This window comes from Nonomuraea gerenzanensis (assembly GCF_020215645.1).
GTDB lineage: Bacteria > Actinomycetota > Actinomycetes > Streptosporangiales > Streptosporangiaceae > Nonomuraea > Nonomuraea gerenzanensis.
The window spans coordinates 7,550,831-7,575,997 of record NZ_CP084058.1 but is presented as its reverse complement, the minus strand read 5'-3'; the positions used below and the strand labels follow the sequence as shown (position 1 = coordinate 7,575,997).

General features: G+C 72.8%; 19 protein-coding genes. 11 read left to right on the top strand and 8 right to left on the bottom strand.

What is annotated here, in order from left to right; genetic code table 11:
- Nucleotides 1–5: 5 nt before the first annotated feature.
- The 5 genes from tatC to LCN96_RS35055 all read left to right on the top strand — a co-directional run bounded on the left by tatC (nt 6) and on the right by LCN96_RS35055 (nt 7,895).
- Nucleotides 6–839, top strand: coding sequence for a twin-arginine translocase subunit TatC (gene tatC, locus LCN96_RS35075; protein WP_263657358.1), 834 nt, complete (start codon nt 6–8; stop codon nt 837–839).
- 41 nt (nt 840–880) lie between these two features.
- Nucleotides 881–1,774 (top strand): diacylglycerol/lipid kinase family protein, encoded by an 894-nt coding sequence (locus tag LCN96_RS35070; protein ID WP_225266723.1) that lies wholly within the window; start codon nt 881–883, stop codon nt 1,772–1,774.
- A gap of 135 nt (nt 1,775–1,909) precedes the next feature.
- On the top strand, nt 1,910–4,633 hold the full coding sequence (locus tag LCN96_RS35065) for a DEAD/DEAH box helicase (RefSeq protein WP_225266722.1): 2,724 nt from the start codon (nt 1,910–1,912) through the stop codon (nt 4,631–4,633).
- Between the two features lie 474 nt (nt 4,634–5,107).
- Nucleotides 5,108–7,156 carry an ABC transporter ATP-binding protein gene (locus LCN96_RS35060; RefSeq protein WP_225266721.1) on the top strand — a complete coding sequence of 683 codons (2,049 nt, stop codon included), beginning with the start codon at nt 5,108–5,110 and terminating at the stop codon, nt 7,154–7,156.
- A gap of 139 nt (nt 7,157–7,295) precedes the next feature.
- Nucleotides 7,296–7,895 carry a TetR/AcrR family transcriptional regulator gene (locus LCN96_RS35055; protein ID WP_225266720.1) on the top strand — a complete coding sequence of 200 codons (600 nt, stop codon included), beginning with the start codon at nt 7,296–7,298 and terminating at the stop codon, nt 7,893–7,895.
- Between the two features lie 105 nt (nt 7,896–8,000).
- Here the strand turns inward: LCN96_RS35055 and LCN96_RS35050 are convergent, their stop codons facing one another.
- Both LCN96_RS35050 and LCN96_RS35045 read right to left on the bottom strand, forming a co-directional pair.
- The gene (locus LCN96_RS35050) at nt 8,001–9,422 is read right to left on the bottom strand and encodes an RNB domain-containing ribonuclease (protein ID WP_225266719.1); all 1,422 of its coding nucleotides are present in this window, start codon (nt 9,420–9,422) and stop codon (nt 8,001–8,003) included.
- A 33-nt stretch (nt 9,423–9,455) separates the two neighbouring features.
- Nucleotides 9,456–9,776, bottom strand: a complete 321-nt coding sequence (locus LCN96_RS35045) for an STAS domain-containing protein (RefSeq protein ID WP_225266718.1) — start codon at nt 9,774–9,776, stop codon at nt 9,456–9,458.
- A gap of 345 nt (nt 9,777–10,121) precedes the next feature.
- On the opposite strand from LCN96_RS35045, the gene LCN96_RS35040 reads away from it, so the two are divergent.
- Both LCN96_RS35040 and LCN96_RS35035 read left to right on the top strand, forming a co-directional pair.
- A complete protein-coding gene (locus tag LCN96_RS35040) occupies nt 10,122–10,988 on the top strand; it encodes a hypothetical protein (protein ID WP_225266717.1) in 867 nt (288 codons plus the stop codon).
- Nucleotides 10,988–13,900: a hypothetical protein gene (locus LCN96_RS35035; RefSeq protein ID WP_225266716.1), complete on the top strand. Its 2,913-nt coding sequence runs from the start codon at nt 10,988–10,990 to the stop codon at nt 13,898–13,900. The genes LCN96_RS35040 and LCN96_RS35035 overlap by 1 nt, the downstream gene beginning before the upstream one ends.
- On the opposite strand, the gene LCN96_RS35030 is transcribed toward LCN96_RS35035, so the two are convergent.
- Complete coding sequence (locus LCN96_RS35030) at nt 13,901–14,800, bottom strand: siderophore-interacting protein (RefSeq protein ID WP_225266715.1); 900 nt, start codon at nt 14,798–14,800, stop codon at nt 13,901–13,903. It abuts the gene before it with no gap.
- A gap of 228 nt (nt 14,801–15,028) precedes the next feature.
- Here LCN96_RS35030 and LCN96_RS35025 point away from each other — a divergent pair, with 228 nt between their 5' ends.
- Nucleotides 15,029–17,110 (top strand): alpha-galactosidase, encoded by a 2,082-nt coding sequence (locus tag LCN96_RS35025; RefSeq protein WP_225266714.1) that lies wholly within the window; start codon nt 15,029–15,031, stop codon nt 17,108–17,110.
- Here LCN96_RS35025 and LCN96_RS56825 read toward each other — a convergent pair.
- Complete coding sequence (locus LCN96_RS56825; RefSeq protein WP_263657357.1) at nt 17,107–18,009, bottom strand: ArsR/SmtB family transcription factor; 903 nt, start codon at nt 18,007–18,009, stop codon at nt 17,107–17,109. The two genes, LCN96_RS35025 and LCN96_RS56825, sit on opposite strands and share 4 nt — an antisense overlap.
- Before the next feature lie 266 nt (nt 18,010–18,275).
- On the opposite strand from LCN96_RS56825, the gene LCN96_RS35015 reads away from it, so the two are divergent.
- Nucleotides 18,276–18,782: a hypothetical protein gene (locus tag LCN96_RS35015; protein ID WP_225266713.1), complete on the top strand. Its 507-nt coding sequence runs from the start codon at nt 18,276–18,278 to the stop codon at nt 18,780–18,782.
- Here LCN96_RS35015 and LCN96_RS35010 read toward each other — a convergent pair.
- The 4 genes from LCN96_RS35010 to LCN96_RS34995 are packed head-to-tail and all read right to left on the bottom strand — an operon-like array spanning nt 18,779 to nt 23,225.
- A complete protein-coding gene (locus tag LCN96_RS35010) occupies nt 18,779–19,399 on the bottom strand; it encodes a hypothetical protein (RefSeq protein ID WP_225266712.1) in 621 nt (206 codons plus the stop codon). The genes LCN96_RS35015 and LCN96_RS35010 overlap by 4 nt on opposite strands.
- Nucleotides 19,386–20,987, bottom strand: coding sequence for a vWA domain-containing protein (locus LCN96_RS35005; RefSeq protein WP_225266711.1), 1,602 nt, complete (start codon nt 20,985–20,987; stop codon nt 19,386–19,388). Before LCN96_RS35005 ends, LCN96_RS35010 begins: the two co-directional genes overlap by 14 nt.
- On the bottom strand, nt 20,984–22,126 hold the full coding sequence (locus LCN96_RS35000) for a toxic anion resistance protein (protein ID WP_225266710.1): 1,143 nt from the start codon (nt 22,124–22,126) through the stop codon (nt 20,984–20,986). The genes LCN96_RS35005 and LCN96_RS35000 overlap by 4 nt, the downstream gene beginning before the upstream one ends.
- 16 nt (nt 22,127–22,142) lie before the next feature.
- Nucleotides 22,143–23,225 (bottom strand): hypothetical protein, encoded by a 1,083-nt coding sequence (locus LCN96_RS34995; RefSeq protein ID WP_225266709.1) that lies wholly within the window; start codon nt 23,223–23,225, stop codon nt 22,143–22,145.
- A gap of 290 nt (nt 23,226–23,515) precedes the next feature.
- Between LCN96_RS34995 and LCN96_RS34990 the strand changes: the two genes are divergently transcribed.
- Together LCN96_RS34990 and LCN96_RS34985 are read left to right on the top strand one after the other, a co-directional pair.
- Nucleotides 23,516–24,013, top strand: coding sequence for a hypothetical protein (locus LCN96_RS34990; RefSeq protein WP_225266708.1), 498 nt, complete (start codon nt 23,516–23,518; stop codon nt 24,011–24,013).
- A 156-nt stretch (nt 24,014–24,169) separates the two neighbouring features.
- Nucleotides 24,170–25,150 (top strand): ACT domain-containing protein, encoded by a 981-nt coding sequence (locus LCN96_RS34985; protein ID WP_225266707.1) that lies wholly within the window; start codon nt 24,170–24,172, stop codon nt 25,148–25,150.
- Nucleotides 25,151–25,167 lie beyond the last annotated feature (17 nt).

Sequence of the window (25,167 nt, the reverse complement as noted above, 5' to 3'; positions counted from 1 at the left end):
CGTTGATGGATCATCTGCGGGAGTTGCGTAACCGCCTGGTCATCGCGCTGGCCGCGGTGCTGGTGGGCATCGTCGTGGGCTTCATCGTCTTCGACCCGGTGTGGGCGTTCATCAAGGAGCCCTTCTGTGAGACGCCGGCGGCCGGTCAGCTCCGTCCCGGCGAGTGCACGCTGATCTTCGGCGGCATCTTCCAGTCGTTCTTCCTGACGCTGAAGGTCTCGGCGCTGGTCGGCATCGTCGTCTCCTCACCGGTCTGGCTGTACCAGATCTGGGCGTTCGTCACGCCCGCGCTCTACCGCAACGAGAAGCGCTACTCCTTCGCCTTCCTCGGGCTGGCGGTCCCGCTGTTCCTGCTCGGCACCGCGCTGGCGTACTTCATCATGGACACCAGCCTGGCGATCCTGCTGGGGTTCGCGCCGACCGACACCGTGGCGGCCATCCAGATCGACGAGTACGTCAGCTACGTGCTGATCATGCTGGTGATCTTCGGTGTGTCGTTCGAGCTGCCGCTGCTGCTGGTGTTCCTGAACATCATCGGCGTCCTGTCGCACGCCACGGTGAAGAAGCACCGCCGTACGGTCATCTTCGTCATGTTCGTCTTCGGCGCGATCATCACGCCGGGCGGCGACCCGCTGACGATGATGGCGCTCGCCGCGCCGATGGTCCTGCTGTACTTCCTGGCCGAGGGCTTCATGTACCTGCGTGAGCGGCGCCTGCCCAACACCGAGGACTTCTCCCACCTGTCCGACGACGAGGCCTCGCCGCTGGCCGACGACTCCGCCTCCCTCGACGACCCGGCGCCGCTCGACGAGGAGCCTCCGGCGGTGGACAAGCGTTAAGGGGCATTCCGGTTCAGCCCGGCAGGCGATACATTCCGGGCGTGTCCTCCTCGCCGCAACTGGCCCTGCTCGTCAACCCCGCCGCGCGCGGCGGGCGTACGCTGCGCCTGCTCGAGCCCGTGGCGCGCCGCCTGCGTGCCGGAGGGGCCGAGCTGACGGTGATCGTCGGCGACGACGCCACCGACGCGCTGGAGCGTGCCTGCACCGCCGTGTCCGAGCGCCCCGACGCGCTCGTGGCCTTCGGCGGCGACGGTCTGGTGCACCTGGCCGTCCAGGCGGTGGCCGGCACCGACGTGCCGCTCGGTATCATCCCCGCCGGCACGGGCAACGACATCGCCGCCGCCCTCGACCTGCCCCGCCACGACCTCGTGGCCGCCGCCGCCACCGTGCTGCGGATGAAGTCGCGCCCGGTGGACGCCGCGCGCATCCGCGCGGGCGCCGTGGACGAGCTGTTCGCCGGGGTGGCGTGCTGCGGGTTCGACTCCCGCGTCAACGAGCGGGCCAACCGGCTCACCTGGCCGCCCGGCATGGCCAGGTACGTGGTCGCCACGGCCAGGGAGCTGCGCTCGTTCCGTCCCGTCCCGTTCCGCGTCACGCTGGACGAGGAGGAGGTGATCGAGCGCGAGTCCATGCTGGTGGCGGTGGCCAACACGCGCTCGTACGGGGCGGGCATGCGGGTCTGCCCGGACGCCAGGCCCGACGACGGGCTGCTGGACGTGGTGATGATCGGCGCCCTGTCCAGGGGCGAGTTCCTGCGGGTGTTCCCGAGCGTCTACCGGGGCAGCCACGTCACCCACCGGGCCGTGTCGGTGCGGCGGGTGCGCAGCGTCCGGATCGAGGCCGCCGACATGGTGGCCTACGCCGACGGCGAACGGGTGGGCGCTGTGCCGGTGCACTGCGAGGTCCGCCCGGGGGCGCTGCGCGTCATCGTATGAGATCTACGTTGTAAAGGCGCCTGGGCTGGACGGCCGGCCCCGTGCGGCGGCTCCCCGAGGACCGCCGCGACGGGCCGGCGGCGGGCCGTAACGGGCGGGACGGACCGGAATGGCGATTTCGGTAGGCTGACGGGTATGACAACGCCAGCGGAACGCTACGCGGCCTTCCGTCAGAAGCACGGGGACGACGGGGCCGCTCTCAGATCGTTCCGAGGTCTCTACGACTTCGAGCTGGACGACTTCCAGCTGGACGCCTGCAGGGCCCTGGAGGCCGGTGACGGGGTGCTGGTGGCGGCGCCCACGGGCTCGGGCAAGACGGTCGTCGGGGAGTTCGCCGTCCATCTCGCTCTGGAGCAGGGCCGCAAGTGCTTCTACACGACGCCGATCAAGGCGCTGTCGAACCAGAAGTACAACGACCTGGTCAAGCGGTACGGCACCGCCAAGGTCGGCCTGCTGACGGGCGACAACAGCGTCAACGGCGAGGCGCCCATCGTGGTCATGACGACCGAGGTGCTGCGCAACATGCTCTACGCCGGCTCGGCGACGCTGGCCGGGCTGGGCTTCGCCGTGATGGACGAGGTCCATTACCTGGCCGACCGGTTCAGGGGCGCGGTGTGGGAGGAGGTCATCATCCACCTGCCCGACTCGGTCAGGCTGGTGGCGCTGTCGGCGACGGTGAGCAACGCCGAGGAGTTCGGCGAGTGGCTGGGCGAGGTGCGCGGCGACACGACGGTGATCGTGGACGAGCACCGGCCGGTGCCGCTGTGGCAGCACATGATGGTCGGCAACCGCATCTACGACCTGTTCATGACCGACGACCTGACGCCGCGGATCAACCCGACGCTGATGCGGGTGACGCGCGACGCGGAGCGGCTGACGTCGGGGCGGGGCCGGCGGGGCTACGGCCGGCCGCAGCGCTCGCGCCCGCCGGACCGGGTGCAGGTGATCGAGAAGCTGGACTCCGAGGGGCTGCTGCCGGCGATCACGTTCATCTTCTCGCGGGCGGGCTGCGACGCGGCGGTGCAGCAGTGCCTGTACGCCGGCATCCGGCTGACCAGCGACCGCGAGCGGCACGAGATCAGGCAGCTCGTGGACGAGCGCACCGCGCACCTGCCCGACGAGGACCTGGCGGTGCTGGGTTACCTGGAGTGGCGCGACTGCCTGGAGCGGGGGCTGGCGGCCCATCACGCGGGCATGCTGCCGGCCTTCAAGGAGGTCGTGGAGGAGCTGTTCACGCGCGGGCTGGTCAAGGCGGTGTTCGCGACCGAGACGCTGGCGCTGGGCATCAACATGCCGGCCCGCAGCGTGGTGATCGAGAAGCTCGACAAGTGGAACGGCGAGACGCACGCCGACCTCACGCCGGGGGAGTACACCCAGCTCACCGGCCGGGCCGGGCGGCGCGGCATCGACATCGAGGGTCACGCGGTGGTGCTGTGGCAGCAGGGCATGGACCCGCTGTCGGTGGCGGGGCTGGCGGGCACCCGTACGTATCCGCTGCGGTCCAGCTTCCAGCCGTCGTACAACATGGCGGTGAATCTGGTCGGCCAGTTCGGCCGCGAGCGCGCCAGGACGCTGCTGGAGGAGTCGTTCGCGCAGTTCCAGGCGGATCGGGCGGTCGTGGGGCTGGCCAAGCAACTGCGCAAGCACGAGGAGGCGCTGGAGGGCTACCAGGAGGCGATGACGTGCCACCTGGGCGACTTCCCCGAGTACGCGGCGCTGCGGCGGCGGCTGTCGGACCGGGAGGCGGAGCTGTCGCGCCAGCGGGGCGCCGCGCGGCGGGCGGCGGCGGTGCGCTCGCTGGAGGCACTGCAGCCCGGTGACGTGATCCGGGTGCCTGGCGGGCGCCGGGCGGGCCTGGCGATCGTGCTGGACCCGGGCCGCAACCCGCGCGGCACCGGGCCGAGCCCGCTGGTGCTGACGATCGGCAAGCAGATCAAGAAGCTCGACCCGGCCGACTTCCCTGTGCCGGTGGAGCCGCTGGAGAAGCTGCGCATCCCGAAGAACTTCAACGGCCGCTCGCCGAAGGAGCGCGCCAACCTGGTCTCCACGCTGCTGGCCAAGATCGGTGACCGCGACCTGGGCAAGCCGGTCAGAGCGCGCGACCACACGGTGGAGGACGACGAGATCAACGAGCTGCGCCGGCTCATCAGGCAGCACCCGTGCCACGGCTGCGACGAGCGGGAGGATCACGCGCGCTGGGCCGAGCGGTACTACAAGCTGCTGCGGGAGACCGAGGGGCTGCGGCGCAGGGTCGAGGGGCGCTCGCATGTCATCTCGCGCACGTTCGACCGCATCTGCTCGGTGCTGGAGCAGCTCGGCTATCTCGACGGCGAGGCGGTCACCGACGAGGGGCGGCGGCTGGGCCGGCTCTACACGGAGCTGGACCTGCTGACGGCGGAGTCGCTGCGCAAGGGGCTGTGGGAGGAGCTGGACCCGGCGGAGCTGGCGGCATGCGTGTCGGCGCTGGTGTTCGAGTCGCGGGCGTCCGACGACACCCGCCGCCCGAAGATCCCCGCGGGGCGGGCGCAGGACGCGCTGTCGGCGATGATCCGGCTGTGGGGCGAGCTGGAGGGCATCGAGTCCGACCACGGGCTGTCCACGATCAGGGAGCCGGATCTGGGCTTCGCGTGGGCGGCGTTCCGCTGGACCAAGGGGCACAGCCTGGACGCGGTGCTCATGGAGGGCGTCAACGGCAACGAGCTGGCCGCCGGTGACTTCGTACGGTGGATCAAGCAGCTGATGGACCTGCTCGGTCAGCTGGGCAACGCGGCGCCGCCCGGCAGCAAGATCAAGCAGACCGCGGTGAAGGCGATGGACGCGATGCGGCGGGGTGTGGTGGCGTACTCGTCGCTCACCTGAGCCGGCCCGCCGAGGATGCTCCTGAGAACTGGTTCTCAGGAGCATCTTTTGTGCCGCCTTGACCTCTCCCTGTCGTTTTACCTGTCGCCGGACGCCTTTACTTCTTCGCCGTGAGTGCCTTTCCGGCCTGGTTTTACCAGTCAAGACTGTTTGAAATCAGCGAATATCTGCTGATTTATCGCATTTCGGGTGCTAGCGTCCGATTTGTCAGTGTTCAGCCAACGGGGGAGGAATCATGGCGAACACGCAACTGTCTCAGGCCGGATACCAGCAAGGGTGGGGCTGCCGACGCCGCCGCCGCTGCTATCGCAGGTGGAACTGCTGCCACCGGCGCCGGTGGTGGGGGTGCTAGAGCGCCCCGTTGAGAGCCGGCGGCTCAGCCGCCGGCTCTCCTTGAGCGCCTCCGGCCGTGAACTCGCACCGGCGATTTCCCTTCGCCGCACCTTTCGCGAATTCTGGCCGGACACCCGCGGATTGCGGAAGCTGTTCGCGGCCGGGGTGGTGTTCGCCATTCTCGCCGCGCTCTGCGAAGTCGCCGCGATCCGCCTGTTCGGGCACATCACCGACGAAGTGCTGACGACCCGCGACCTGGGGGCCTTCTGGGCGCCCGCCGTCTGGTGGCTCGGGCTCGCGGCCGTCGCCGGGGTGACGTCCTTCGCGGGGGCCTACGCCACCGCCCTGGGCGCCGAACGTTTCCTGCTGGCCCTGCGCGACCGCGTGTACGCGCACGTGCAGACGCTCGCCCCCGACTTCGCCGAGAAGCGGCGGCTGGGCGACCTGATGGCCCGCCTGACGGACGACATCGAGGCCATCGAGGAGCTCGTCGGGTCGGGGCTGGTCAAGATCATCACCACGGTCGCCGGCGTGATCTTCTTCGCGGGGGCCGCCTTCTTCATCCGATGGGACCTCGCGCTGCTGACCATGGCGCTGATCCCGCTGTTCCTGGTGGTCTCGAAGGTGTTCGCGGGCCGGTTCAGATCCGCGGCCGCACTCGAACGGGCCAGCAACGGCGCGATGAACAGCGTCCTGGAGGAGGGGCTGGCCAACCAGCCGCTCGTGCAGGCCTACAACCGGCAGGACGCCGAGTCGCGGCGGCTGCACGGCGAGGGCCGCGGCTGGCTGCGCGCCAACATGGCGCAGGCCTGGCTGGCCGGCCTCTACAGCCCGGTGGTCCAGGTCATCGAGACCGTCTGCCTGATCGTCATCCTCGGGTTCGGCGCGTGGGAGATCGCGGCGGGCCGGCTGACGCTCGGCGGGCTGCTCGCCTTCGCGGCCTACCTGGCCCTGCTCTACCCGGCCGTGCAGGCGCTGGGCGAGCTGGCCATGACGGTCTCGGAGGCCGCGGCGGGCTCCGACAGGGTCGTGGAGATCCTGCGGACCGGGCCCGCGGTCACCGACGCCCGCGACGCCGCGCCGGCCGGCCGCAGCCGGGGCCGCGTCGCCTTCGAACGCGTCGGCTTCGCCTACCCGGGACGCGGGCGGCCGGTGCTGCGGGACCTGTCGTTCGCCGTCGAGCCCGGCGAGGTCGTGGTCCTGGCCGGGCCCAGCGGGGCGGGCAAGTCCACGGTGGCCAAGCTGCTGCTGCGCTTCTACGACCCGGACGAGGGGCGCATCCTGCTGGACGGCACAGACCTGCGGGACCTGACGCGGGAGTCGCTGCGCGACAACGTGACGATCCTGCACCAGGAGACGATGCTGTTCTCCGGGTCCGTACGCGACAACATCGCCTACGGCCGGCCCGGCGCCTCGCTCGACGAGGTGATCAGGGCGGCGGAGGCGGCCGGGGTGCACGACTTCGTCAAGCTGCTGCCGCAGGGGTACGACACGCCGGTGGGGCAGCGGGGGCGCCTGCTGTCCGGGGGGCAGCGGCAGCGCGTGGCGATCGCGCGGGCCATCCTGCGTGACACGCCGGTGCTGGTGCTCGACGAGCCCACGGCCGGGCTCGACGACGCCACCGCCGCTCAGGTGATGCGGCCGCTGCGGCGGCTCATGGCCGGGCGGACCACCCTGCTCATCACGCACGACCTGCGGAATCTGCCGGACAGGGTGCGGGTGGTGGTGCTGGAGCCGGTGCCGCGCGAGGAGCGCATCCGGCTCAAGCGCGTCGGCGTGCCGGCTCGCAGCCGGTCGTCGGTCCCGGGTGGCTCGCCGGCGTCCAGTCGCTCGCCGGTCGCGGGCGGGTCGCCGGTGTCCGCAGGGTCGTTGGCGTCCAGCCCGGCCTCCGGCGGCTCGCCGACGTCCGGCCTCTCACCGGCCTCCGGTGGCTCGCCGACGTCAGGCGGTCCGCTGGCGTCCGGGCGTTCGCTGGCGCCCGACCATGTGCAGGCGTCCGGCCGCTCGCCGATGCCGGGCCGGGAGGTCGGCGCCGAGCCGGTGCCCGCGCCCAGGCGCGCCTCGGCGTCGGCTCGGCCGAACGCGACCGAGTGCCGGGCTGTGCCTGAGGGCTCGTCCGGGCCGGAGGGCTCGCGAGGGCGTCCGGGTGGGGCTGATGGCCCTCCCGGGCCGCTTCGCGACACGTCGTGACCCCGGCGTAGCCCGCGCGGGCGGTGCCCGTCCCATCGAGGTGGGGCGGGCGCCGTCGGGGTTGGGGTGGTATGTCCGGCGAGGCGCCCGATAGAATCGGAGAGCTCTCTCCGTTTGTCTCGAAGGCAGGTCGAGGTCGATGGGCGACGATCACAGCGCGGCCAGGCCGCTGCGCGCCGACGCCCGCCGCAACCGCGAGCGGGTCCTGCAGATCGCGCAGGAGGCCCTGGCCAGTGACGGGCTGACGATCTCCTTCGACGAGATCGCCCGCCGGGCCGGGTTCGGGGTCGGCACCGTCTACCGGCACTTCCCGACCAAGGAGGCGCTGGTCGAGGCGGTGCTGCTGGGGCGGATCGAGCGGTTCGTGGCCGACGCCAGAGCGCTGGCCACCGCCGAGGACGCGGGGCGGGCGTTCTTCGGCTGGTTCACCACGGTGGTCGAGCAGGCCGCCGCGAACCAGGCGCTGTGCGACATGCTGGAGAGCGGCTCGGGGATGACGCTGCGGCCCGGCTCCACGCTGGCCGACGACTTCGCCGCCGCGCTGGCCCGGCTGCTGGCGCGGGCGCAGCGGGTGGGGGCGGTGCGGGCCGATCTGGCGCCGCAGGACGTGCACGACCTGCTGCGTGGCTGCCTGGCCGCCGAGCGCCGTGCGCGGGCCAGGGGTGGGGCGGTGCGGATGGCGGAGGTGATCTGCGAGGGCATGCGCGCCAAACCGGCCTCCCCGCCACCGACGTTCTGACGGCGCCCCGTCCGCGTGCCCGCGCCGACGGACGGCGGGTGCCGACGGGGGTGCGCCGACGGTGGCGCGGCGGCGGGGGTGCGCCGGCGGTGGCGCGGTGGGCGGTCAGGTGGCGAGGGTGAAGCGGACCTCGCGGGTGGAGGGATCGGCCTGGGTGAGCCGTACGGTGACCTGCTCGCCCAGCGGCAGATCCCCGTCGCAGCGGGCGATCACCGCCGGCTCCATGAGCTGCACCTGTCCGCCCCCGCGCCGCTCGTCCACGTCGATCACCACCGCCTCGAACGCCTGCCCGATCCGATCGCGCAGCAGGAACGCCTCCACCAGATCCACGCACGCCCGCTCCACCGCACCGGCGCGCCGCCCCGAGGCCGCCATGAGGTCGGGCAGGAGCGGGAGCGCGGCGCGCACGGAGGCGGGCACCGGCTCGCCGGCGGCGACCGCCAGGCAGACCTCGGTCGCGTAGCGATCGACGAGGCGCCGCAGCGGGGCGGTGACGTGCGCGTACGGCGCCGCGACCGCCGCGTGCTCGGCCAGCCGGGGCGGTGCGCCGTCGAAGCTCACGTAGCCGGCGCCGCGCAGCAGCACCTTCGACTCGTGCAGGAACGCCGCCTGCCGCCCCGCCTTCGGATCCAGGCCGTGCACCACGGCCCCGTACCCGGCGCCCTCCGGCCACGGCACGTCGAGGGCCTGCGCCACCCTGCGTACCTTGGCCAGGTCGCCCGGCTGCGGCCGGGGCAGCACGCGCAGCACGCCGATCTCGGCGTCGAGCATCATCGTGGCCGCGGCCATGCCGGTCAGCAGTGAGATCTGCGCGTTCCACGCCTCGGCGGGCAGCGGCAGCCGGAACTCCAGGCGGTAGCCGCCGTCGGCGGGGACCACCTCCTGGTCGGGGGTGGGCAGGGTGACGCCGCCGCGCTCGCGCTCCAGCGCCAGCCGCAGCTCGCCGATCTCGGCCAGCAGCTCCAGCACGCCGTCGGCGGTGCCGGTGTCGTGGACGGCCTGCACGTAGTCGTAGTCGTAGCGCTCGCGGCTGCGGACGAGGGCGCGCTGCACGTCGGCGCCCACGGTGCGGCTGTCGGAGTCGAGGTCGATCCGCCAGACCGCGGCGGGCCGCACCGCGCCGGGCAGCAGGCTGGCCGCGCCCTCCGACAGCACCGGCGGGTGCAGCGGCACCTTGCCCGCCGGCAGGTAGACGGTCTCGCCGCGGGTGCGGGCCTCGGCGTCGATCACGCCGCCGGGGCGGACGAACGCGCCGACGTCGGCGATGGCGTACCAGACGCGGTAGCCGGCCCGCAGCCGCTCCAGGTGCACGGCCTGGTCGAGGTCCATCGAGCCGGGCGGGTCGATGGTCACGAACGGCACGTCCGTCAGGTCCTCGGCGTCGAGCTTCGGCACCTTGGCCACCCAGGCGGCCTCGTCGAGCACGGCGGGCGGGAAGTCACCGGGCAGCTTCAGCTCCCGCGTGATCCGTTCGAACCCGTCCTCCAGCTTGAGAGGTATCTGATCGGGAACCTGAATCGTAGGCACGCGTGACAACCTACAGGCGCGCGGCCGCCGGGGTCAGGTGAGGTGCCGGTCCAGGCCGGTGATGCGGAGCAGGCGGCGCATGCTCGGTGGCACGCCCTCGATGTGCAGGCGGGTGTGCTGGTTGACGGCCTGGTTCTGGACGGAGACGAGGATGCCGAGCCCGGCCGCGTCGATGAAGGACAGGCGGCTCACCTCGATCACCAGCTCCGCGGGGCGGCGGGCGCGGCCGGCCTCCTGCAGCAGCGCGAGCAGGTGGCCGCGGAACACCTCGGTGGTGGCGATGTCGAGCTCGCCGGCCACGCTCACCCTGAGCGTGCCGTCGTGGCGGCTGGTGGTCAGGTGTAGTGCGTCCATACCGGCTCCGCGCTCTCTCAGGGCCGGGATCATCCTGTCGGTAGCGCGGACCCGCCCTTTTGGCACCAGATGTCATGCATGCGTCACATAGAGCGACTGTGTGCTTCCGGAATGGAGTGTACATGCCTGTACGCGCTCGTCGAGAGGGCGGCTGCGATTCGGGTAGACAGGAGAATTCCTCAGGAAAACATTTCCGGTTACCAGATAGAAGAAACTTCACCCCTTCTCCCTGATGGCGGGCGACTCGCTTCTCGGATCCTAATTTGTGGAAATATCGGTATTTGTCGGGGGCGATCACTACGCTGCTAGCCCTGGTGGGATACGAGGGGAAAGCGAACCAAGATCGTGTTAATCGCAGTCGCAGTACTGGCCGCCGCCGTGGTGGGCGCGGTGGCCTGGTGGCTCCGCCGGAACGGGGCTTCCGGCGGGGACCCGGTGGGCGCTGAGGACGCGGGCGCGTCCGGGGCCGGGCCGAGACGGGGGTGGGAGCTGCTGCTGACGTCCGAGGCGGAGGCGGCGTTCATGGAGGGCCTGCGGGCCTACCACGAGGCGGGCGGGGCATTGCGGGTGGGCGCCGGGCAGGGCGTGCTCACCACGTACGAGCCGCCGCGGCTCATCTCCCTGCACCTGCTCGCCGACGCCTTCGCGGCCCGGGGGGACGCGGCGCTGCACGACCCGCAGGGGACGGTCGAGACGCTGCTGGAGCGGCTGGCCGCCACCGAGCGGCCCGGGGTGCTGCACCTGCGGCCCGGCTGGCTGCCGCAGGAGGTGGACGGCATGGACACGGCCGGCTTCGCCGCGGCGGTGGGCCAGGTCGTCCGCCCGGGAGCGTGGGCCGCCGAGGCGGGCGTTGGAGCGTTGCACGTCACCGTGCCCGGCGACGAGAGCGGGCAGGACTCCAGGGACGCAGGCGACAGGCCGCTCACGCACGTCAACGGCACGCCGATCAAGTCACTGGCGGCCAAGGAGGCCCCGGCGGAGCCTGAGGAGGACGAGGCGGGCGAGACGAACACGTTGCTGCTGGACCTGGCCCGGGTGCTCGACCTCTACCTGGAGGCGCGCGCCCGGCGGCCGGACGCGGAGGCGGAGACGCTGCTGCGCGAGGTCGTCCCCCGCCTGGTCGCCGCCGGCGGGCCCGGCGTGACGTGGGTGCGGCCGCCCAGGCCGGGGGAGTTGCGTACCGTGCTGGGGAGCTCTCCGGAGCTGCGGTGATGGCCGGGACGGGAGCACGCGCGGGCGTGCTGCGCGGGGGGCTGGCCGTGGTGGCGATGCTGCTGGTGTTCGGCGCGGGGCTGTGGACGGTCTCCCGGATGACGCCCACCGTCCATCCGGAGGAGCGGGCCACGTCGGAATCCGCCGAAACGGGGGAGCCGGAGGCGCCGCTCCAGATCACGGTCGAGCCGCGCCGCGTGCCTCCCGGCACGCGATCGGTGCGGCTGAGCGCCGTCTGCTCGGCGCCCGCCGAGGAGACCGCCGCCCAGTCGGGCGCGTTCGCGTGGAACCCCGGCTTCCAGCGGGACCCGTCGGGGACGACCACGCACGCGGACGCCGCCCTGGACCCCGCGCTCGCCCCCGGCAGGTACCACGTGTTCGCCCGGTGCGGCACCCGGTTCGGCAGCGCCGAGCTGGAGATCACCGGGGCCGAGCGCCGCGCGGCGCGGGAGCGTACCGCCACGACGCGGATCACGCTCGCCCCGGCCAGGCCGGGCGACTGGCGCGACCACCCGAGCGGCGAGCAGCCGGTGGGCGAGCTCGATCCGGGCTGGGCCGTCGCCAGGGTGCAGGTCGTCCACGAGGTGCGGGTGCCCGCCGACGATCCCGACGTGGCGGCCCTGCGCGCGGGCGCGGGGGGCTCCAACGTGTCCGGGTTCGTCGCGGACCGGCTCGGCGCGTTCACCGTGGAGACGTCCCACACCCTGCTCGACCTGGACTACGCCACGCCGGTCGTCAGGACGGAGCCGGGTTCGGGCGAGGCCGTCATCACCTACACCGGCCTCTTCTACGGCGCGGCCCTCCCGACCGCGGAGTCCTACGCCGGCGTCGAGTACGTGCCGCCCACGGCCGGCGCCGCTCCCGCGCTGAGCAGCCACGAGATCGCCGTCTCCGCGACCGGCTGGACGGTGGCGGGCGTGGACGGCCCGCCGCCCCTGGCGCAGGACGCCCACCTGCTGCGCCTGAACGGCGGTGACCGCACGACGAGGGTGGCCTTCGTCCGGGACGGCAGGAACGCGTCGGTGGCCGGCTACCTCGGCCAGGACGAGGCGATGGCGGCGTTCCTGGAGGACGGCGAGTACGAGGAGCCGGGCAGCACCACGGAGGGGACGCAGGTCACCGGCCTCTGGGAGGCCGCGGACCCCAGCACCTTCCTGGGCCGGGCCGCGCGGGCGCTGCTGGCGGCAGGCCTGGCGGCGGCCGCGCTGCTCCTGCTCTACACCCTCGTGCGCGCCCTCGGCGGCGCGTGGTGGCGCCGCCGCCGCAACTGGCCGCTGGTGGCTCTGGGCGTGACCGCGTCCGGCACGCCCGTGCTCGTCGACGAGTACGGGGTCCAGGAGGTCACGGGATGGGTGATCCTGGCGGCCCTTCCGGTGCTGGCCCTGTTCTCCACCTACCGGGCCGCGCGAGGGCACAGCGACCTGCCGGTGACCGTCGCGGCGGTGTTCGCCGCGGCGGCGGGGCTCGCCCTGGCGGCGTGGCCGCTGGGCGCCGCCTTCGGCGCCTGGCCCGCCGCCGGGGTGCTGGCCGCGGGGGTCGCGGTGGCGGCATGGACGGCAGCCGTGCCCCGGTGGCGTCGTCTTCTGCCCAGGACCGGGCTGGCGCTGCTGGCCATCGGGGCGATGCTGGCCGCCATGGCGGTGGTGGCCGGGTTCGGCCCGCCGCATCTCCTGTGGGCGGCCCTGGTGGTGCTGGGGTGGCCGGCCACGGTGTTCGGCTGGACGAGCGAGGCGAGTCACCACTGGTCGGTGGCGAGCGCGATCCGCTGGACGCTGGTGACGTCGGTCGCGTTCGGCGTGCCGCTCTACGCGCTGACCCTGCTGGACGAGCGCAGCACCTGGACGGGCCTGGTGTGGGACGACCTGTCCAGCCTGGCCCTGACGGTGGCCTACTTCGCCGTGCCGCTGCTGGCGCTGGTGATGCTCGTCGTGCGGGTGCGCCGCTTCGGCCGGGACCACGCGGGGCTCACCGAGCAGGCGGCCTTCCACACGGCGGTGTTCGTGCTGCTGCTCACCCGGGCGCAGAGCGTCGGCGTCGCCACGGGGATCCTGGTGCTGCTGGTGTGGGCGGGCACGTTCGTGCTGCTGCCGGCACCCCGCGCCGAGCTGCTGCGCACGGTGCACCCGGACGAGCACCGGCTGCTCGTGCGGGACCTGATCAAGCGGCGCTCGGCCCGTGCCGCGCTGACGGCGCTGCTGCGGCAGCCGGGGGAGGGCGAGGACTTCGAGCAGCGGCGGCAGACGCTGGAGCGGGCGGGCGACGAGCGCGACGGGCCGCTCGACTCCGACCTCGCGCTCACCACCCTGGCCGGGCGCAGCCCCTGGCAGAACGGGGTGGCCTCGTTCGTGGTCGGGCTGGCGCTGTCGCTGCCGTTCTCGGTGGTGCGGATCGCGGAGTCGGTGCGCGGCCAGCACACCGGCGTGCCCGAGGTGGCCGCGGCCGCACTGGCGCTGCTGTCGCTGCCCGTGCTGTGCATGGTGTTCGGCTACTTCTACCCGCGGGTGCGCGGCACGCACCCCCTCGCCAAGTGCCTGGCGTTCTTCCTGACGGCGCTGCTCGTCGAGCTGCCCACGTACATGCTGACGCTGGTCATGGCCGCCGTCGTGCCGGCGGGCGCGATGCCGCCCACCTCCGGGGAGCCGCTCATCGGCGTGCTCGTGGCGGTGGGCAACATCGCCGTGGTCAGCATCGGGCTGGGCCTGTGGTGGGAGTGGCGGCTGATGTGGCTGGCGGGCGAGCCGTGGGGGCGGATCAGGGACGTGCGCACGCTGCGCGCCCTGGCCGCCCCGCTGGCCGCGGTGGCGATCGCCATCGCCACGACGGCGGCGACCGCGCTGGTCAACAACGTGATCGCGCCGCTGCCCAGCGCCCCGGCCGTGGAGACGACGTCGTCGCCGACCCGCAGCCCGTGATCACTCGTTGTTCTCGGCGCGGCCCTCCCGCCAGTAGCCCATGAACGCCACCGAGCGCCGGTCCACGCCGCGCTCGGCCACGAGGTGCCGGCGGAGCGTCTTGATGACGGACGCCTCGCCGGCCAGCCACGCGTATATCGGCCCGTAGTCGATCTCCGCCTCCGGCGGCACCTCCCACAGCTCCTCGGTGTCCACGTCCACGAAGTCGGCGGCTGCCGCGGTGCTGCCGGACGACGGGAGCAGGCGGTCGGCGGCGGCGCGGACGGCGGGCACGAGCCGGGCGCCGCGCTCGCCGCCGTTCCTGGCCAGCCAGGTGACCTTGACCGAGGCGGGGCTGTCGACCGGCAGGGCGTCGTCGTCGTAGGGCACCTCCAGGAGCACCTCGCCGTTCAGGTGGGCGGGCAGGCGCTCCAGGATGGCGCAGATGGCGGGCACGGCGGTCTCGTCGCCGGCGATGAGCACGCAGCCCGTGCCGGCGGGCGGGTGGAACTCCAGCCCGCCGTGGCGGCCCTCGAAACGGGAGTGCGGGCCGAAGAGGGCGGCGGCGTCGCCGGGCCGCACACCTTCCGCCCACCGCGCGACGGGGCCGCCGTCGGGGTGCATGACGACGTCCACGTCCACCTCGCCGGCCTCGGGACGGACCGTCCTGGCGGTGTAGGTGCGCATCGGGTTGCGCTTGGCCGGCTCCAGCGCGCGCCAGCGCTGGAACCAGTCGGGGCCGGTGGGCAGGTAGGACAGGCCGTGCTCGGGGACCGGGAGGAAGAGCTTGAGCCGCTGGTCGAAGCCGTTGTCCGCGAAGTGCCGCAAGTCGTCCCCGGTGAAGGTGACCCGCAGGAACGACGGGCTCAGCCGTTCGAGCCGGTCCACCCGTACGTGGAACATGTGAAAGGGCTCGGTCATCCCCGAAATCTCCGATCTAGATTAGGTGAGCCTAACCTAAACGATCGACGGGATTTAAGCCACTCGCGGTGGTTCCGCTGCGTGGTGATCTCTTCGCGGTCCGTTCATCTGCGCAGGTGGCGGGCCGGCAAGGAACTGCGGCGGGGCCTCGTCGTGCCCCCGCCGAAGCCGGAGAGGTAGCGTCGTAGCGCTGAACAGGTGTCCCCCTCCCTGCGTTAGGAGCCCGACTTGTCTCCTGTGATCCTCTCCGCGGCCGGTGTCGCGCTGGTGCTCGACGACTCCGGCCCCGGCCTGCCACGGGTACGGCACTTCGGTGCCGGGATCGGGCCCGCCGAAGGGCCCGGCCTGCTGCCGGTGCTGGCCGCCCCGGCCCCGCCGTTGCTGCCCGCCCAGGGTGACGGCTGGTACGGCCGCCCCGGCCTGTCCGGTGGCAGGGACGGCGAGCACTGGCCGGTGCGCTGGACGGTCGAGGGCATAGACGTGACGGCCGAGCCGGGCTCCGGCGGGTCGGCGACCGTGACGGCCGCCGACGCGAAGGCGGGCCTGCGGCTGGTGAGCGAGCTGGTCATGGACGGCGGCGGGCTGGTGCGGGCGCGGCACACGGTGACCAACACCGCCGCGTCCCCCTACCGGGTGGCGGGGCTGGTGTGCGTGCTGCCGGTGCCGGCGCGGGCCGGTGAGCTGCTCGACTTCACCGGCCGGTGGGCGCTGGAGAAGGTGCCGCAGCGCGGCGCGTTCGGGCAGGGCGTGTGGTCCAGGGAGAACCGGCGGGGCCGCACCGGGCACGACGCGACCGGGCTGCTCGTGGCGGGCACCGAAGGCTTCGGGTTCGGCCGCGGCGAGGTGTGGGCGGTGCACGCCGGCTGGAGCGGCGACCACGTGCACTACGCCGAGCGGCTGGCCGAGGGCGTGGCGCTGCTCGGCGGCGGCGAGCTGCTCGAACCCGGCGAGGTCGTGCTGGCCGAGGGCGAGCAGTACAGCACGCCGTGGGTGTACTTCGCCTACTCCGGAGCCGGGCTGGACGAGGCGAGCGCACGGCTGCACGGCCACCTGCGGGCCCGCCCGCTGCCCGTGCGTCCCGTCACGCTGAACAACTGGGAGGCCACCTACTTCGACCACGGCCTCGACCGGCTGCTGGAGCTGGCCGACAAGGCCGCCGCGGCCGGGATCGAGCGGTTCGTGCTCGACGACGGCTGGTTCCGCCACCGCCGCCACGACCGGGCCGGCCTCGGCGACTGGTACGTGGACGAGGGCGTCTGGCCCGACGGCCTGCACCCGCTGGCCGACCGGGTGCGCAAGCTCGGCATGCAGTTCGGCCTCTGGTTCGAGCCGGAGATGGTCAACCCCGACTCCGACCTGGCCCGCGAGCACCCCGACTGGATCCTGGGGCACGCCGAGCGGATGCCGCCGCCGCAGCGCCACCAGCAGGTGCTCGACCTGGCCAGGCCGGAGGCGTACGCGTACCTGCTGGAGCGGCTGGACACGCTGGTCGGCGAGTACGCGCTCGACTACATCAAGTGGGACCACAACCGCGACATCGCCGAGCCCGTGCACGACGGCGTGCCGGGCGTGCACGCGCAGACGCTGGCCACCTACCGGCTGCTGGACGAGCTGCGCGCCCGCCGCCCCGGGCTGGAGATCGAGTCGTGCTCGTCGGGCGGCGCCCGCGTCGACTACGGCATCCTGGCCCGCACCGACCGGGTGTGGACCTCCGACAGCAACGACGCCCTCGACCGGCAGCTGATCCAGCGCTGGACGGGGCTGCTGGTGCCGCCGGAGCGGCTCGGCTGCCACGTCGGCGCGCCGCGCGACCACGTCACCGGCCGGGCGCTGCCGCTGGCGTTCCGCGCCGCGACCGCGCTGTTCGGGCACATGGGCGTGGAGTGGGACCTGACCTCGGCGAGCCAGGAGGAGCTGGAGGAGCTGGCCACCTGGATCGCGCTGCACAAGCGGCTGCGGCCGCTGCTGCACGCCGGGCGGGTGGTGCGCGCCGACCACCCTGACCCGTCGGAGCTGCTGCACGGGGTGGTGCTGCCGGAGCGGGCCGTGTTCGCCTACGTCCAGCTCAGCTCCAGGCTCGCGATCGCGCCCGCCCCGCTGCGGCTGCCGGGGCTCGACCCCGAGGCCGTGTACGAGGTGCGGGCCGCCGGGCCCGTCCCCGAGCGGGTGCTGCTGCCGGAGTGGGCCGCCGCGCCGGATCAGGGGCCCGTGCGGCTGACGGGTGCGGTGCTGGGCGAGCTGGGACTGCCCGCGCCCGCGCTGCGGCCCGCGACGGCGCTGGTCATCGAGCTGGAACGGGTCGGCGGCTAGTCCGAGGGCGCCGAGCCGCGCAGCAGGCGGGCGCCCAGCTCCGTCAGGACGTGGTAGACGCGGTTGCCCTGGCGGCTGGCGGTGAGCAGGCCGGCGTTCTGCAGGGTTCTGGCGTGCTCGCTGGCGGAGGCCGGGGAGATGCCGGTGCGGCGGGCCAGGCCGGTGGTGGTGGCCGGGGCGTCGGCCACCGCCGCCAGCACGCTCGCCCGGGTGCCGCCCAGGAGCCTGCGCAGCGCGCGTGACGGCTGCGCCGGGTCGTGGGTGAGCCAGGCCGGGTCGTGCCTGACCGGGTAGACGAGCACCTGCGGGCCGGTGGGGTCCTGCAGCGTGGTGGGGGCGCGGTAGCAGAAGAACGACGGGATCAGCACCAGGCCGCGGCCGTCCAGGTGGACGTCCCGGTCGGCGGGGTGCAGCGGCAGGGACAGCACCGGTGGCTGCCAGAGCGCGAACGGCCGCAGCGCCGCGAGTGCCGCTTCGGCTCCGCCTCCGAGGAACTCGCGCGCCAGCCTGGCCCGCTCCGCGCGCACCGCGGTGTCGACCGAGCTCCAGTACGGGGCGACGGCGTGGCGGTGGTAACTCCTCATGCTCGTGCCGAGCCGCCGCAGCGCCGGCAGCCGTCCGTGGCCGAGGTCGGCCAGATCGGGGGTGGAGCGGCCCGCCAGTTGCCCGATGTCGCCGCGCAGCCGCCGTCGTGGCGTGGCGAGCACCATCTCCACGGCGGAGTCGATGTCGCCGGGCGCGCCGGGCGGAGTGAGGAAGTCCGCCGAGTACCCCCAGGGCGGGGCGAGTGCGAACAGCAGCCGCAGGTCGGGGGCGAGCGCCTGCCGTGCCTGCTTGCGCCAGCCGCCGAACATCGCGATGCCCTGGCGTCTGCCCAGCAGGTGAAGGCTGAGCAGCACCTCCCACAGAGGATCGGCCGCCGGAGCCACCCGGACCCGGGCCAGATCTTCCCCGGAAAGATGAATGCGTAAAGTCATCGGCGCGTAGCCCCCCGCGATGGTCGTGCCCCCTGCGCCCGCCTCAGTGTTTCGGCGCACCCCGAAACACGATGCCCCGTTTTCGGCGCGTGGTCCAGTCTGTTGACAAGTGCCCGTCAACAGGGACGGGACCGGGCCGGAAAAGGCATTTCCGGCCGCGGGGAATGACATGGAAGGAAGAAACGTCAATGGACGTGACGCACGGGAACACCGGGCGCCGCACGGCGGCGTGGGCCTTCGCCTTGCTCGCCGCGCTGGTCGTGGCTCTGGCCGGGGCACTGATCTCCACCACCCCTGCCCAGGCGGCGGTTTCCGCCGGCCCGGCGACCTTCCCGCCGGCGCCGGCGGACGCGCAGGCGCGGGTCGCGGCGGCGGTCTCCCCCGGGATCTCACCTGCCGCCGCCAGGACGTACCACGCCAATCCGGGCGACCCCTGGATCTGCGACCCCGGATATTTCTGCACGGGCGTCTGGGATTACACGACCGGTAACTGGAAGGCGTTCGACCTGTATGCCTGCGCCCGGTACGCATTGTCCAACTGGGAGGGCGACGGCGAGATTCTCAACAACCAGACGGGCAATGTGGTGTCCACGCTCTACGACCAGAATCTGACCCCCCTCGCCACCTACACGCCCGATCACCCCACGGTGCATCCGGTGAACTGGTCGCCGGTCTGGTACGTCCGCAACTGCTAACCCAGATCCAGCTCCGACCCGCCGAACCGGTCCCGCAGGAACCGGCCCTGGTCGCGCAGCGCCTGCTCGTCGCCCCGGTGGATCGCCTCGGCGACCTTGCCCAGCTGGGCGTCGAGCAGGGCGAGCTGCTCCAGCAGCTCCTCGTGCGCGCTGCGCTCCCGCCCGGCCCGCCGGGTCAGGGCGTAGCGGCGGGGCAGGTTCGCGTACGCCTCCAGGCTGGCGGGCAGGTAGCGGCGGATGGTCTGGGAGACGACGTGGAGCTGATCGGGGGAGGCGGTGAGCTGCTCGGCCCTGGTCAGCACGCCGCCGATGACCCCGGCCAGCCGGCCCACGGCGGCCCGTACGTCGTCGGGGAAGCGCCCGTCGACGCGGCGCAGCAGCCCGTCCAGGTCCGCCCGCAGCGCCCGCGTCTCCACCTCGGCGTGCGAGATCGTCAGCCGGACCCGGTCGGGCGGGGTGAGCAGCGCGCCCGCCCCGTACAGCGCGGCTGCGACGACCGGCCAGTACGCGCCCGCCAGCCCCAGGAAGTGCGCCACCAGGCCGAGCAGCGCCAGGCAGCAGCCGACGATGTTCCTGGTCGAGCCCAGATACCGCAGGGCCCGCTCACTGATAGCCACGGATCTCCTTAAACGCGCTGGTCAGCGAGGTCTGGCGGGCGTCGAACACGGCGCCGCCGGTCAGCTCGGCCACCTGGCGCATCTCCTCGACGTCGCTGTCGCCGAACAGCACCACGAACGTCGGCACCCGCCGCCTGTCCTCGGGCAGCGACCGGTAGTGGCTCTCGAAGGCGCTGTAGCCGGAGCCGTCGGTGTTCTCCCCGTCGGTCATGAGCACGATCGAGCCGTAGTGGCCCGGCTGCACCGGACGGTCGTAGGCGGACCTGAGGCTGTCGTAGATCGCGGTGCCGCCGTCGGCCGTCAGGCTCTCGGCGAAGGTCCTGATCTCGGTGAGCACGCTCTCGGGATTCCGCTCCGGGACGGTGAACGGCACCGGCTGCCGCGGCGAGCCGCTGAAGGGGATCATCGTGACGGTCTCGCGGTTGCTGAAGCGGGTGAAGACGCCGGAGGCGGAGGTGTCCGCGCCGGTCAGCGCCACCAGCGCCTGCCGCAGCGCGTCGATCCTGCCGCCCTTCATCGAGCCGGACGTGTCCAGCACGAACGTGGCCTGCGCCGGGACGCGCACCTGGTGGAGATAGGTGGCGATCAGCTCGTCGGCGGTGCTGCGCCGGTTGGGGAAGGGCAGCTCGATCAGCTGCGTGCCGCCGAACCTGGCATCCAGCGGGACATCGCCCGCGATCGGCCGGCGGTGGGTCCCCGTCATGATCTCCTGCTGCACGGCGGGGGTGCGCAGCCAGGCGGCGAGCTTGCCGTACAGGATCTTCTTCTCCTCCGGGGCGGAGGCCAGCAGCGTGAGCGGGTAGTCGGCGCTGACCACGCCGTCGCCGGGGTAGACGAGCGTGAGGGGCTCGCGGGCGCCCAGCAGCACCGACTCGTAGTTGACCATGCCGTCCACGCTCGGGTCGCGGGCGTAGGCGTCGGCCAGCCAGCCCGACGAGCCGGCCGTCAGCCGCTGCGCGGAGAAGAAGTCCTTCAGCCGGGGTGTCACCGAGGCGACCTGCTCGGCGCTGAGCGCCCCGTCGGCGTCCGACAGCGCGGCGGCCACGCCGACCAGGGCGGAGAAGCCGGAGTTGGAGGAGGCCGGGTTGCTCATGCCGAAGCTGAACCTGCCGTCCCTGGCGGCCTCGGCGATGTCGGCCCAGGTGACCTGCTTGCCGTTCCAGCCCAGCTCGGCGGCCTTGGCGGGCTTGAGGCCGAGCACGACGGGCGAGACCATGATCTTGGTCTGGGTGGCCAGCTTGGCCTGGGCGCCGTCGATCAGCGACAGGTAGCGGTTGGAGGAGAACCAGGTGGCGTCCAGCGTGCCGTCGGCGCGGCCGCCCGCCACCTGGTCGGCGCCGTCGAGCGTGCCGGTGTAGGTGAGCTTCACCCGGACGCCTGCCTCGCTCGCGGCCCGCGAGAGGAGGGGCTCCAGGTCCTTGATCTCGCTGCCGGCCAGGACGCGCAGCACGTCGGGGCCGTCGGTGAGTTCCCCGGGGCCGGCCGCGCCGCAGGCGGCCGTCACGAGCAGCAGAGCGGCGGGGACGAGGGCCGCCACGAGCCGCCGCCTCATGCGGGCCGCCGGCGCCGTTCCGGGCAGGCGCCTCATGCCGGGGTCTCCTTGGCGCGGTCCAGGTAGGTCCTGGCGTGCTCCAGCTCCGACGACAGGCTGTCCACCGTGACCGCCATGTTGTCCACGGCCTTGGCGCGGAAGGAGTCGATCAGGTCCATCGTGGCGTAGACGTTGTCGAACGCCTGGCGCAGCGTGTCCAGGTCCACCGTCGTGGCGGCGGCCTGGTTCTGGATGGCGCCGGCCTGGGTGCGCAGCATCTCGCTGGTGGCCAGGATGAGGTCGCCGGTCGTCGCGTTCAGCGCGGTGATCTGGTCGAGCACCAGCTTCTGGTTCGCCAGCGCCTGCGCCACCGTCACCGCGGTGCGCAGGGCGGCGACCGTGGTCGTGGTGGCGCGGTCCACGCCCTTGCTGAGCTCCAGGTTGTTCTTGCGGACCAGGTCCAGGGCCAGGTAGCCCTGGGCGGAGACGGCGAGCTGGGTGAGCAGGTCCTGGTGCTTCTGGCGGACGGCGAACAGCGCGTCCGAGCGCAGCGCCGTGGCCCGCGTCTCGTCCGCCGCCGCGATGCGCTCCTCCAGGGCGGCGTCCATCGCCTTGGCCAGGACCGCGTACTCCTGCAGCCGCGTCATCGCCTCCCACAGGTTCGCCTTCTCGCCCTCGATGGCGGCGTTGTCGCGCAGCAGCTCGTCCTGGCCGGACTTCAGCGCGCGGATGATGTCGTCGAGGTGTTTCTGCGCGGAGTGGAACCTGGCGAAGTAGTCGCGCAGCCGGTCGCCGAACGGGATGAGCCCGAGCAGCCTGCGCGGCCCGCTCGCCGCCTGCTTCGGGTCCAGGTCCACCACGGTACGGCGCAGCGACACCAGCCCGCTCGCCACCCTGGCCTGGGCGTCGGAGCCCTCGCCCCGGGCCGCGCCGAGAGCCGCGACCGGCCGCTTCAGCATGCGGTTGGCCACCTGCGAGGCGGACCTGATCTCGGTGTCGCCCATCGTGGAGATGTCGTGCACCTTGCGGGAGAAGTCCGGCGAGCGCGGGTCGATCCCGCTCAGCTCGCCGGCGAACTCGCGCGCCCTGGCGGTCAGCTCCGCCGCGCGCTCGTCGGACATCGGCAGCATGGTGGCCGCCGTCTCGGCCGGTACCGGGGTGACCGGCGCGGGCGGCGTGAGCACCAGATCGGACACGTGCGGGATCTCCTTGCTAGGGACGTGCGGCGTCGATGGTGGTGATGAGCCGGTCCAGCCGCTCGTACGTGGGCGGCTCGACGACGTCCACCAGGTCGGCGGCGGCCGGCGCCTTCGTCCTGGCGACGAGGCCGGCGAACGCCTGCGGATCGGTGGTGCGGAAGCCGTAGCGGGCGGCCAGGGACTGCAGCTCGGGATCCTGGGTGAGCAGCTCGCCGACCCGGCCGCCGTCTCCCGACAGGGGGACGAGGGTGTGCTTGCTCAGCACGGTCGGCGAGGGGTAGACCAGCCGCATGTCCGGCTTGATCGCGCCGTCGCCGGCGAAGACGTGCGCCAGGTACTGCGCCTCGTAGACGACCAGCATCGGCGTCTTGCCCGCGCCCAGCGCCAGGTAGTCGTCGAACGAGGCCTCGCTGGTGGACTCGGAGAAGCCCTGGTCGAGCACGGCCGGCGCGAGGACGGGCGCGATCCGGGCGATCTGGGCGTCGGAGGTGATGACGTCCTCGCCGTTGGCCACGTAACCGATCACCGACAGGTACATGGCGGCGGAGTTGGAGGTGCGGATGTCGGTCGTCGTCAGCAGCACCCGCTTGCGCGTCTTATAAGCCGAATTATCCGGAATTTCGTCCCAACGGGTGCCTTTGGCTACTAGGTCTAGATATTTCTTGATGTCGAGAGTTTGGTGGCCTTTGCCGGAATCGCTCAGCACGCCGGCCTTCGTCAGCAGCGCCGCGATCGGCTCGAACGTGGCCACCGCCATCGGCGAGTAGAACGGCGAGTAGGTGACCGTGGCGCCGCGGTCGCGCTTGATCCGCTCGGCGGCCGGAACGCTGGAGGGGAAGGCGAAGGCGTACCGGCTCAGGTCCACGTCCGTGACGATCTGCCGGGACCCGGCGGTGTCCACCTCCACGCGCAGCCCGTGCCTGGCGAAGGCCGCCTTGACGCGCTGGTCGTCGAAGAACGGCTTCTTCTCCGACCCGATGACCCCCCGCACCACGGCCACGTCCGGCCCGTCGTCCCCCTGATTGCCGGTGACGACGGCGACCACCGCCACCCCGGCCAGAACCGCCGCCAGAATGACGCCGATCCACCGCTTCATTGAACCCCGTTTCGTGAAATAACCCCCATGGCGGAATTATGGGATCGCGTGCGCGGACCCTGCGCGGGGCTGAAGCGGAACGTACGGCAGAATTCATCCGCCGTTCACGGCCGCCCCGCCCGGCACTTCGGCGCGGAAATACCCGCGACCTGGGCACTCACGGTGCGCTCACGACGCGCTCACGACGCGCTCACGGTGCGCTCACGGTGCGCTCACGGTGCCTTCCGCACCCTGATGCCGCGCCTCGCGGATGACCGCGTGGCGTCCGGACATCGAAGGAGCGGAAAAGCATGCACTCTCGCAAGCTGATCGCCATCCTCGCCCTCGTGACGGGCCTCGCCGCGCCCGGGGCCGTGTTCGCCGGCCCGGCCGCCGCCGACGTCGAGAGCTGTGAGGTGGAGATCGTCGAGATCATCGCCTACGACGTCAGCGAGAAGGACGGGAAGGACGAGCTGCGCGTCAAGATCGGAGGGAACCTGTTCCCCAACAACGGCTGGGTCAACGCCAGGAACGGCGACGTCCTGGGCCCCGGCAGCTTCGGCGACCCCGTGGCGCTGCTCGAGGTCGACGACGGTGACCTCGCCGTCAGCCTGCGCGAGGTCACCCCGCCCTACGTCAACGACGGCTACAACCTCGGCACCGCCTACGCCTCCGCCACCCAGTGCTCCAACCTCGACCCGGGCTACTTCGTGGAGGACGAGGACTACATCGAGGGGAACGTCAACGGCAACTCCAACAAGCACTACGACTACGCGATCAGGCTCCGGCTGATCGGCCGCTCCGGCTGACCGGCCGCTCCCCGAGGCCCCGCCGCCCGTGGCGGGGCCTCGCGCGGTGTTTCGGGACGGCGAAGGCAGATTCAGGTCAAGCGGTGAACCGGGTTTAATGCCGCCGCAACCCCAGGGGCCATGATCACGTAACACGGCTCGCGCAGACTCGTAGTCATGAGCGATGCACCCAAGGTAATGGACGCACCTGCCGGGGCCGGCCGTTCCTGGCGGCGGGAGCTGGCCGAGCTCGCCGCGCTGTTCCTCGCGGTCGGCCTGGCGCACCTGCTCGCCACCCTGCTCGGGCACCAGGAACCGGGGCCCGTCGTCCTGGTCGGGCTCGGCCTGGCACTGATCGTCGGTGCCGCGATCCACAAGCGGCTCGGCCACCGTCCCCGGCCGTCCGGCCGCGGCGACGGGACGTCCGGACGCGGCGACTTCCCGGGCGGGAGGGGACGCGCCGGACGTGACCCGGGCGGGCGAGGAGCCGCCGGGCGTGACCCGGGCGGGACAGGGCGTGCCGGGCGTGACCCCGGCGGAAGCAGTCGTACCGGGCGTGACCCGGCGCCGCTGCCCGTGCGGGACGGCGCCGGCGGGCCCATGGCGTTGTGGCGGATCCGGATGCGGGTGGTGGAGCGGCCGGGCAGGCTCGCCACCGTGGCGGGCGCGTTCGGCCGGCTGGGCTGCAACATCCTGGCGCTGCACATCGCCCCGACCGGCGGCAGCGCCATCACCCCCGCCGGATGCGACGCGCTCGACGAGTTCGTCATCGAGGCGCCCCCAGGGCTGGCACTGGACGTGCTGGCCGGCGCGCTGACCGAGGCCGGCGGGCAGGACGTGGTGATCGTGCCCGCGCGGGTCAAGGACCTCACCGACCCGGGCGTGCAGGCGCTGGTGCTGGCGCAGCGCGTCAGCGACGACCCGGACCGGCTGCCCGAGGCCCTGGCCGAGCTGCTGCGGGTCACGCACGTGGAGTGGCGCCGCCCCGGTGACACGGTGGACGAGGGGGCCGAGCTCAACACCACGATGGTGATCTCGGTGAACCCGGACCGGGCACTGCTCGTCCGGCGGCCCGAGCTGGCGTTCACCCCGACGGAGGCCGCACGGGCGGCGGCCCTGACGGCCGCCGCCACACACGCCCGCTACAGCACCCGCTGACAAGCACCCGCTGACCG

Bases quoted from the DNA above. Each gene is read 5' to 3' on its own strand.
- tatC (WP_263657358.1), top strand. From the start codon at position 6: ATGGATCATCTGCGGGAGTTGCGTAACCGCCTGGTCATCGCGCTGGCC.
- LCN96_RS35065 (WP_225266722.1), top strand. From the start codon at position 1,910: ATGACAACGCCAGCGGAACGCTACGCGGCCTTCCGTCAGAAGCACGGG.
- LCN96_RS35055 (WP_225266720.1), top strand. From the start codon at position 7,296: ATGGGCGACGATCACAGCGCGGCCAGGCCGCTGCGCGCCGACGCCCGC.
- LCN96_RS35045 (WP_225266718.1), bottom strand. From the start codon at position 9,776: ATGGACGCACTACACCTGACCACCAGCCGCCACGACGGCACGCTCAGG.
- LCN96_RS35035 (WP_225266716.1), top strand. From the start codon at position 10,988: ATGGCCGGGACGGGAGCACGCGCGGGCGTGCTGCGCGGGGGGCTGGCC.
- LCN96_RS35030 (WP_225266715.1), bottom strand. From the start codon at position 14,800: ATGACCGAGCCCTTTCACATGTTCCACGTACGGGTGGACCGGCTCGAA.
- LCN96_RS35015 (WP_225266713.1), top strand. From the start codon at position 18,276: ATGGACGTGACGCACGGGAACACCGGGCGCCGCACGGCGGCGTGGGCC.
- LCN96_RS35005 (WP_225266711.1), bottom strand. From the start codon at position 20,987: ATGAGGCGCCTGCCCGGAACGGCGCCGGCGGCCCGCATGAGGCGGCGG.
- LCN96_RS34995 (WP_225266709.1), bottom strand. From the start codon at position 23,225: ATGAAGCGGTGGATCGGCGTCATTCTGGCGGCGGTTCTGGCCGGGGTG.
- LCN96_RS34990 (WP_225266708.1), top strand. From the start codon at position 23,516: ATGCACTCTCGCAAGCTGATCGCCATCCTCGCCCTCGTGACGGGCCTC.
- LCN96_RS34985 (WP_225266707.1), top strand. From the start codon at position 24,170: ATGAGCGATGCACCCAAGGTAATGGACGCACCTGCCGGGGCCGGCCGT.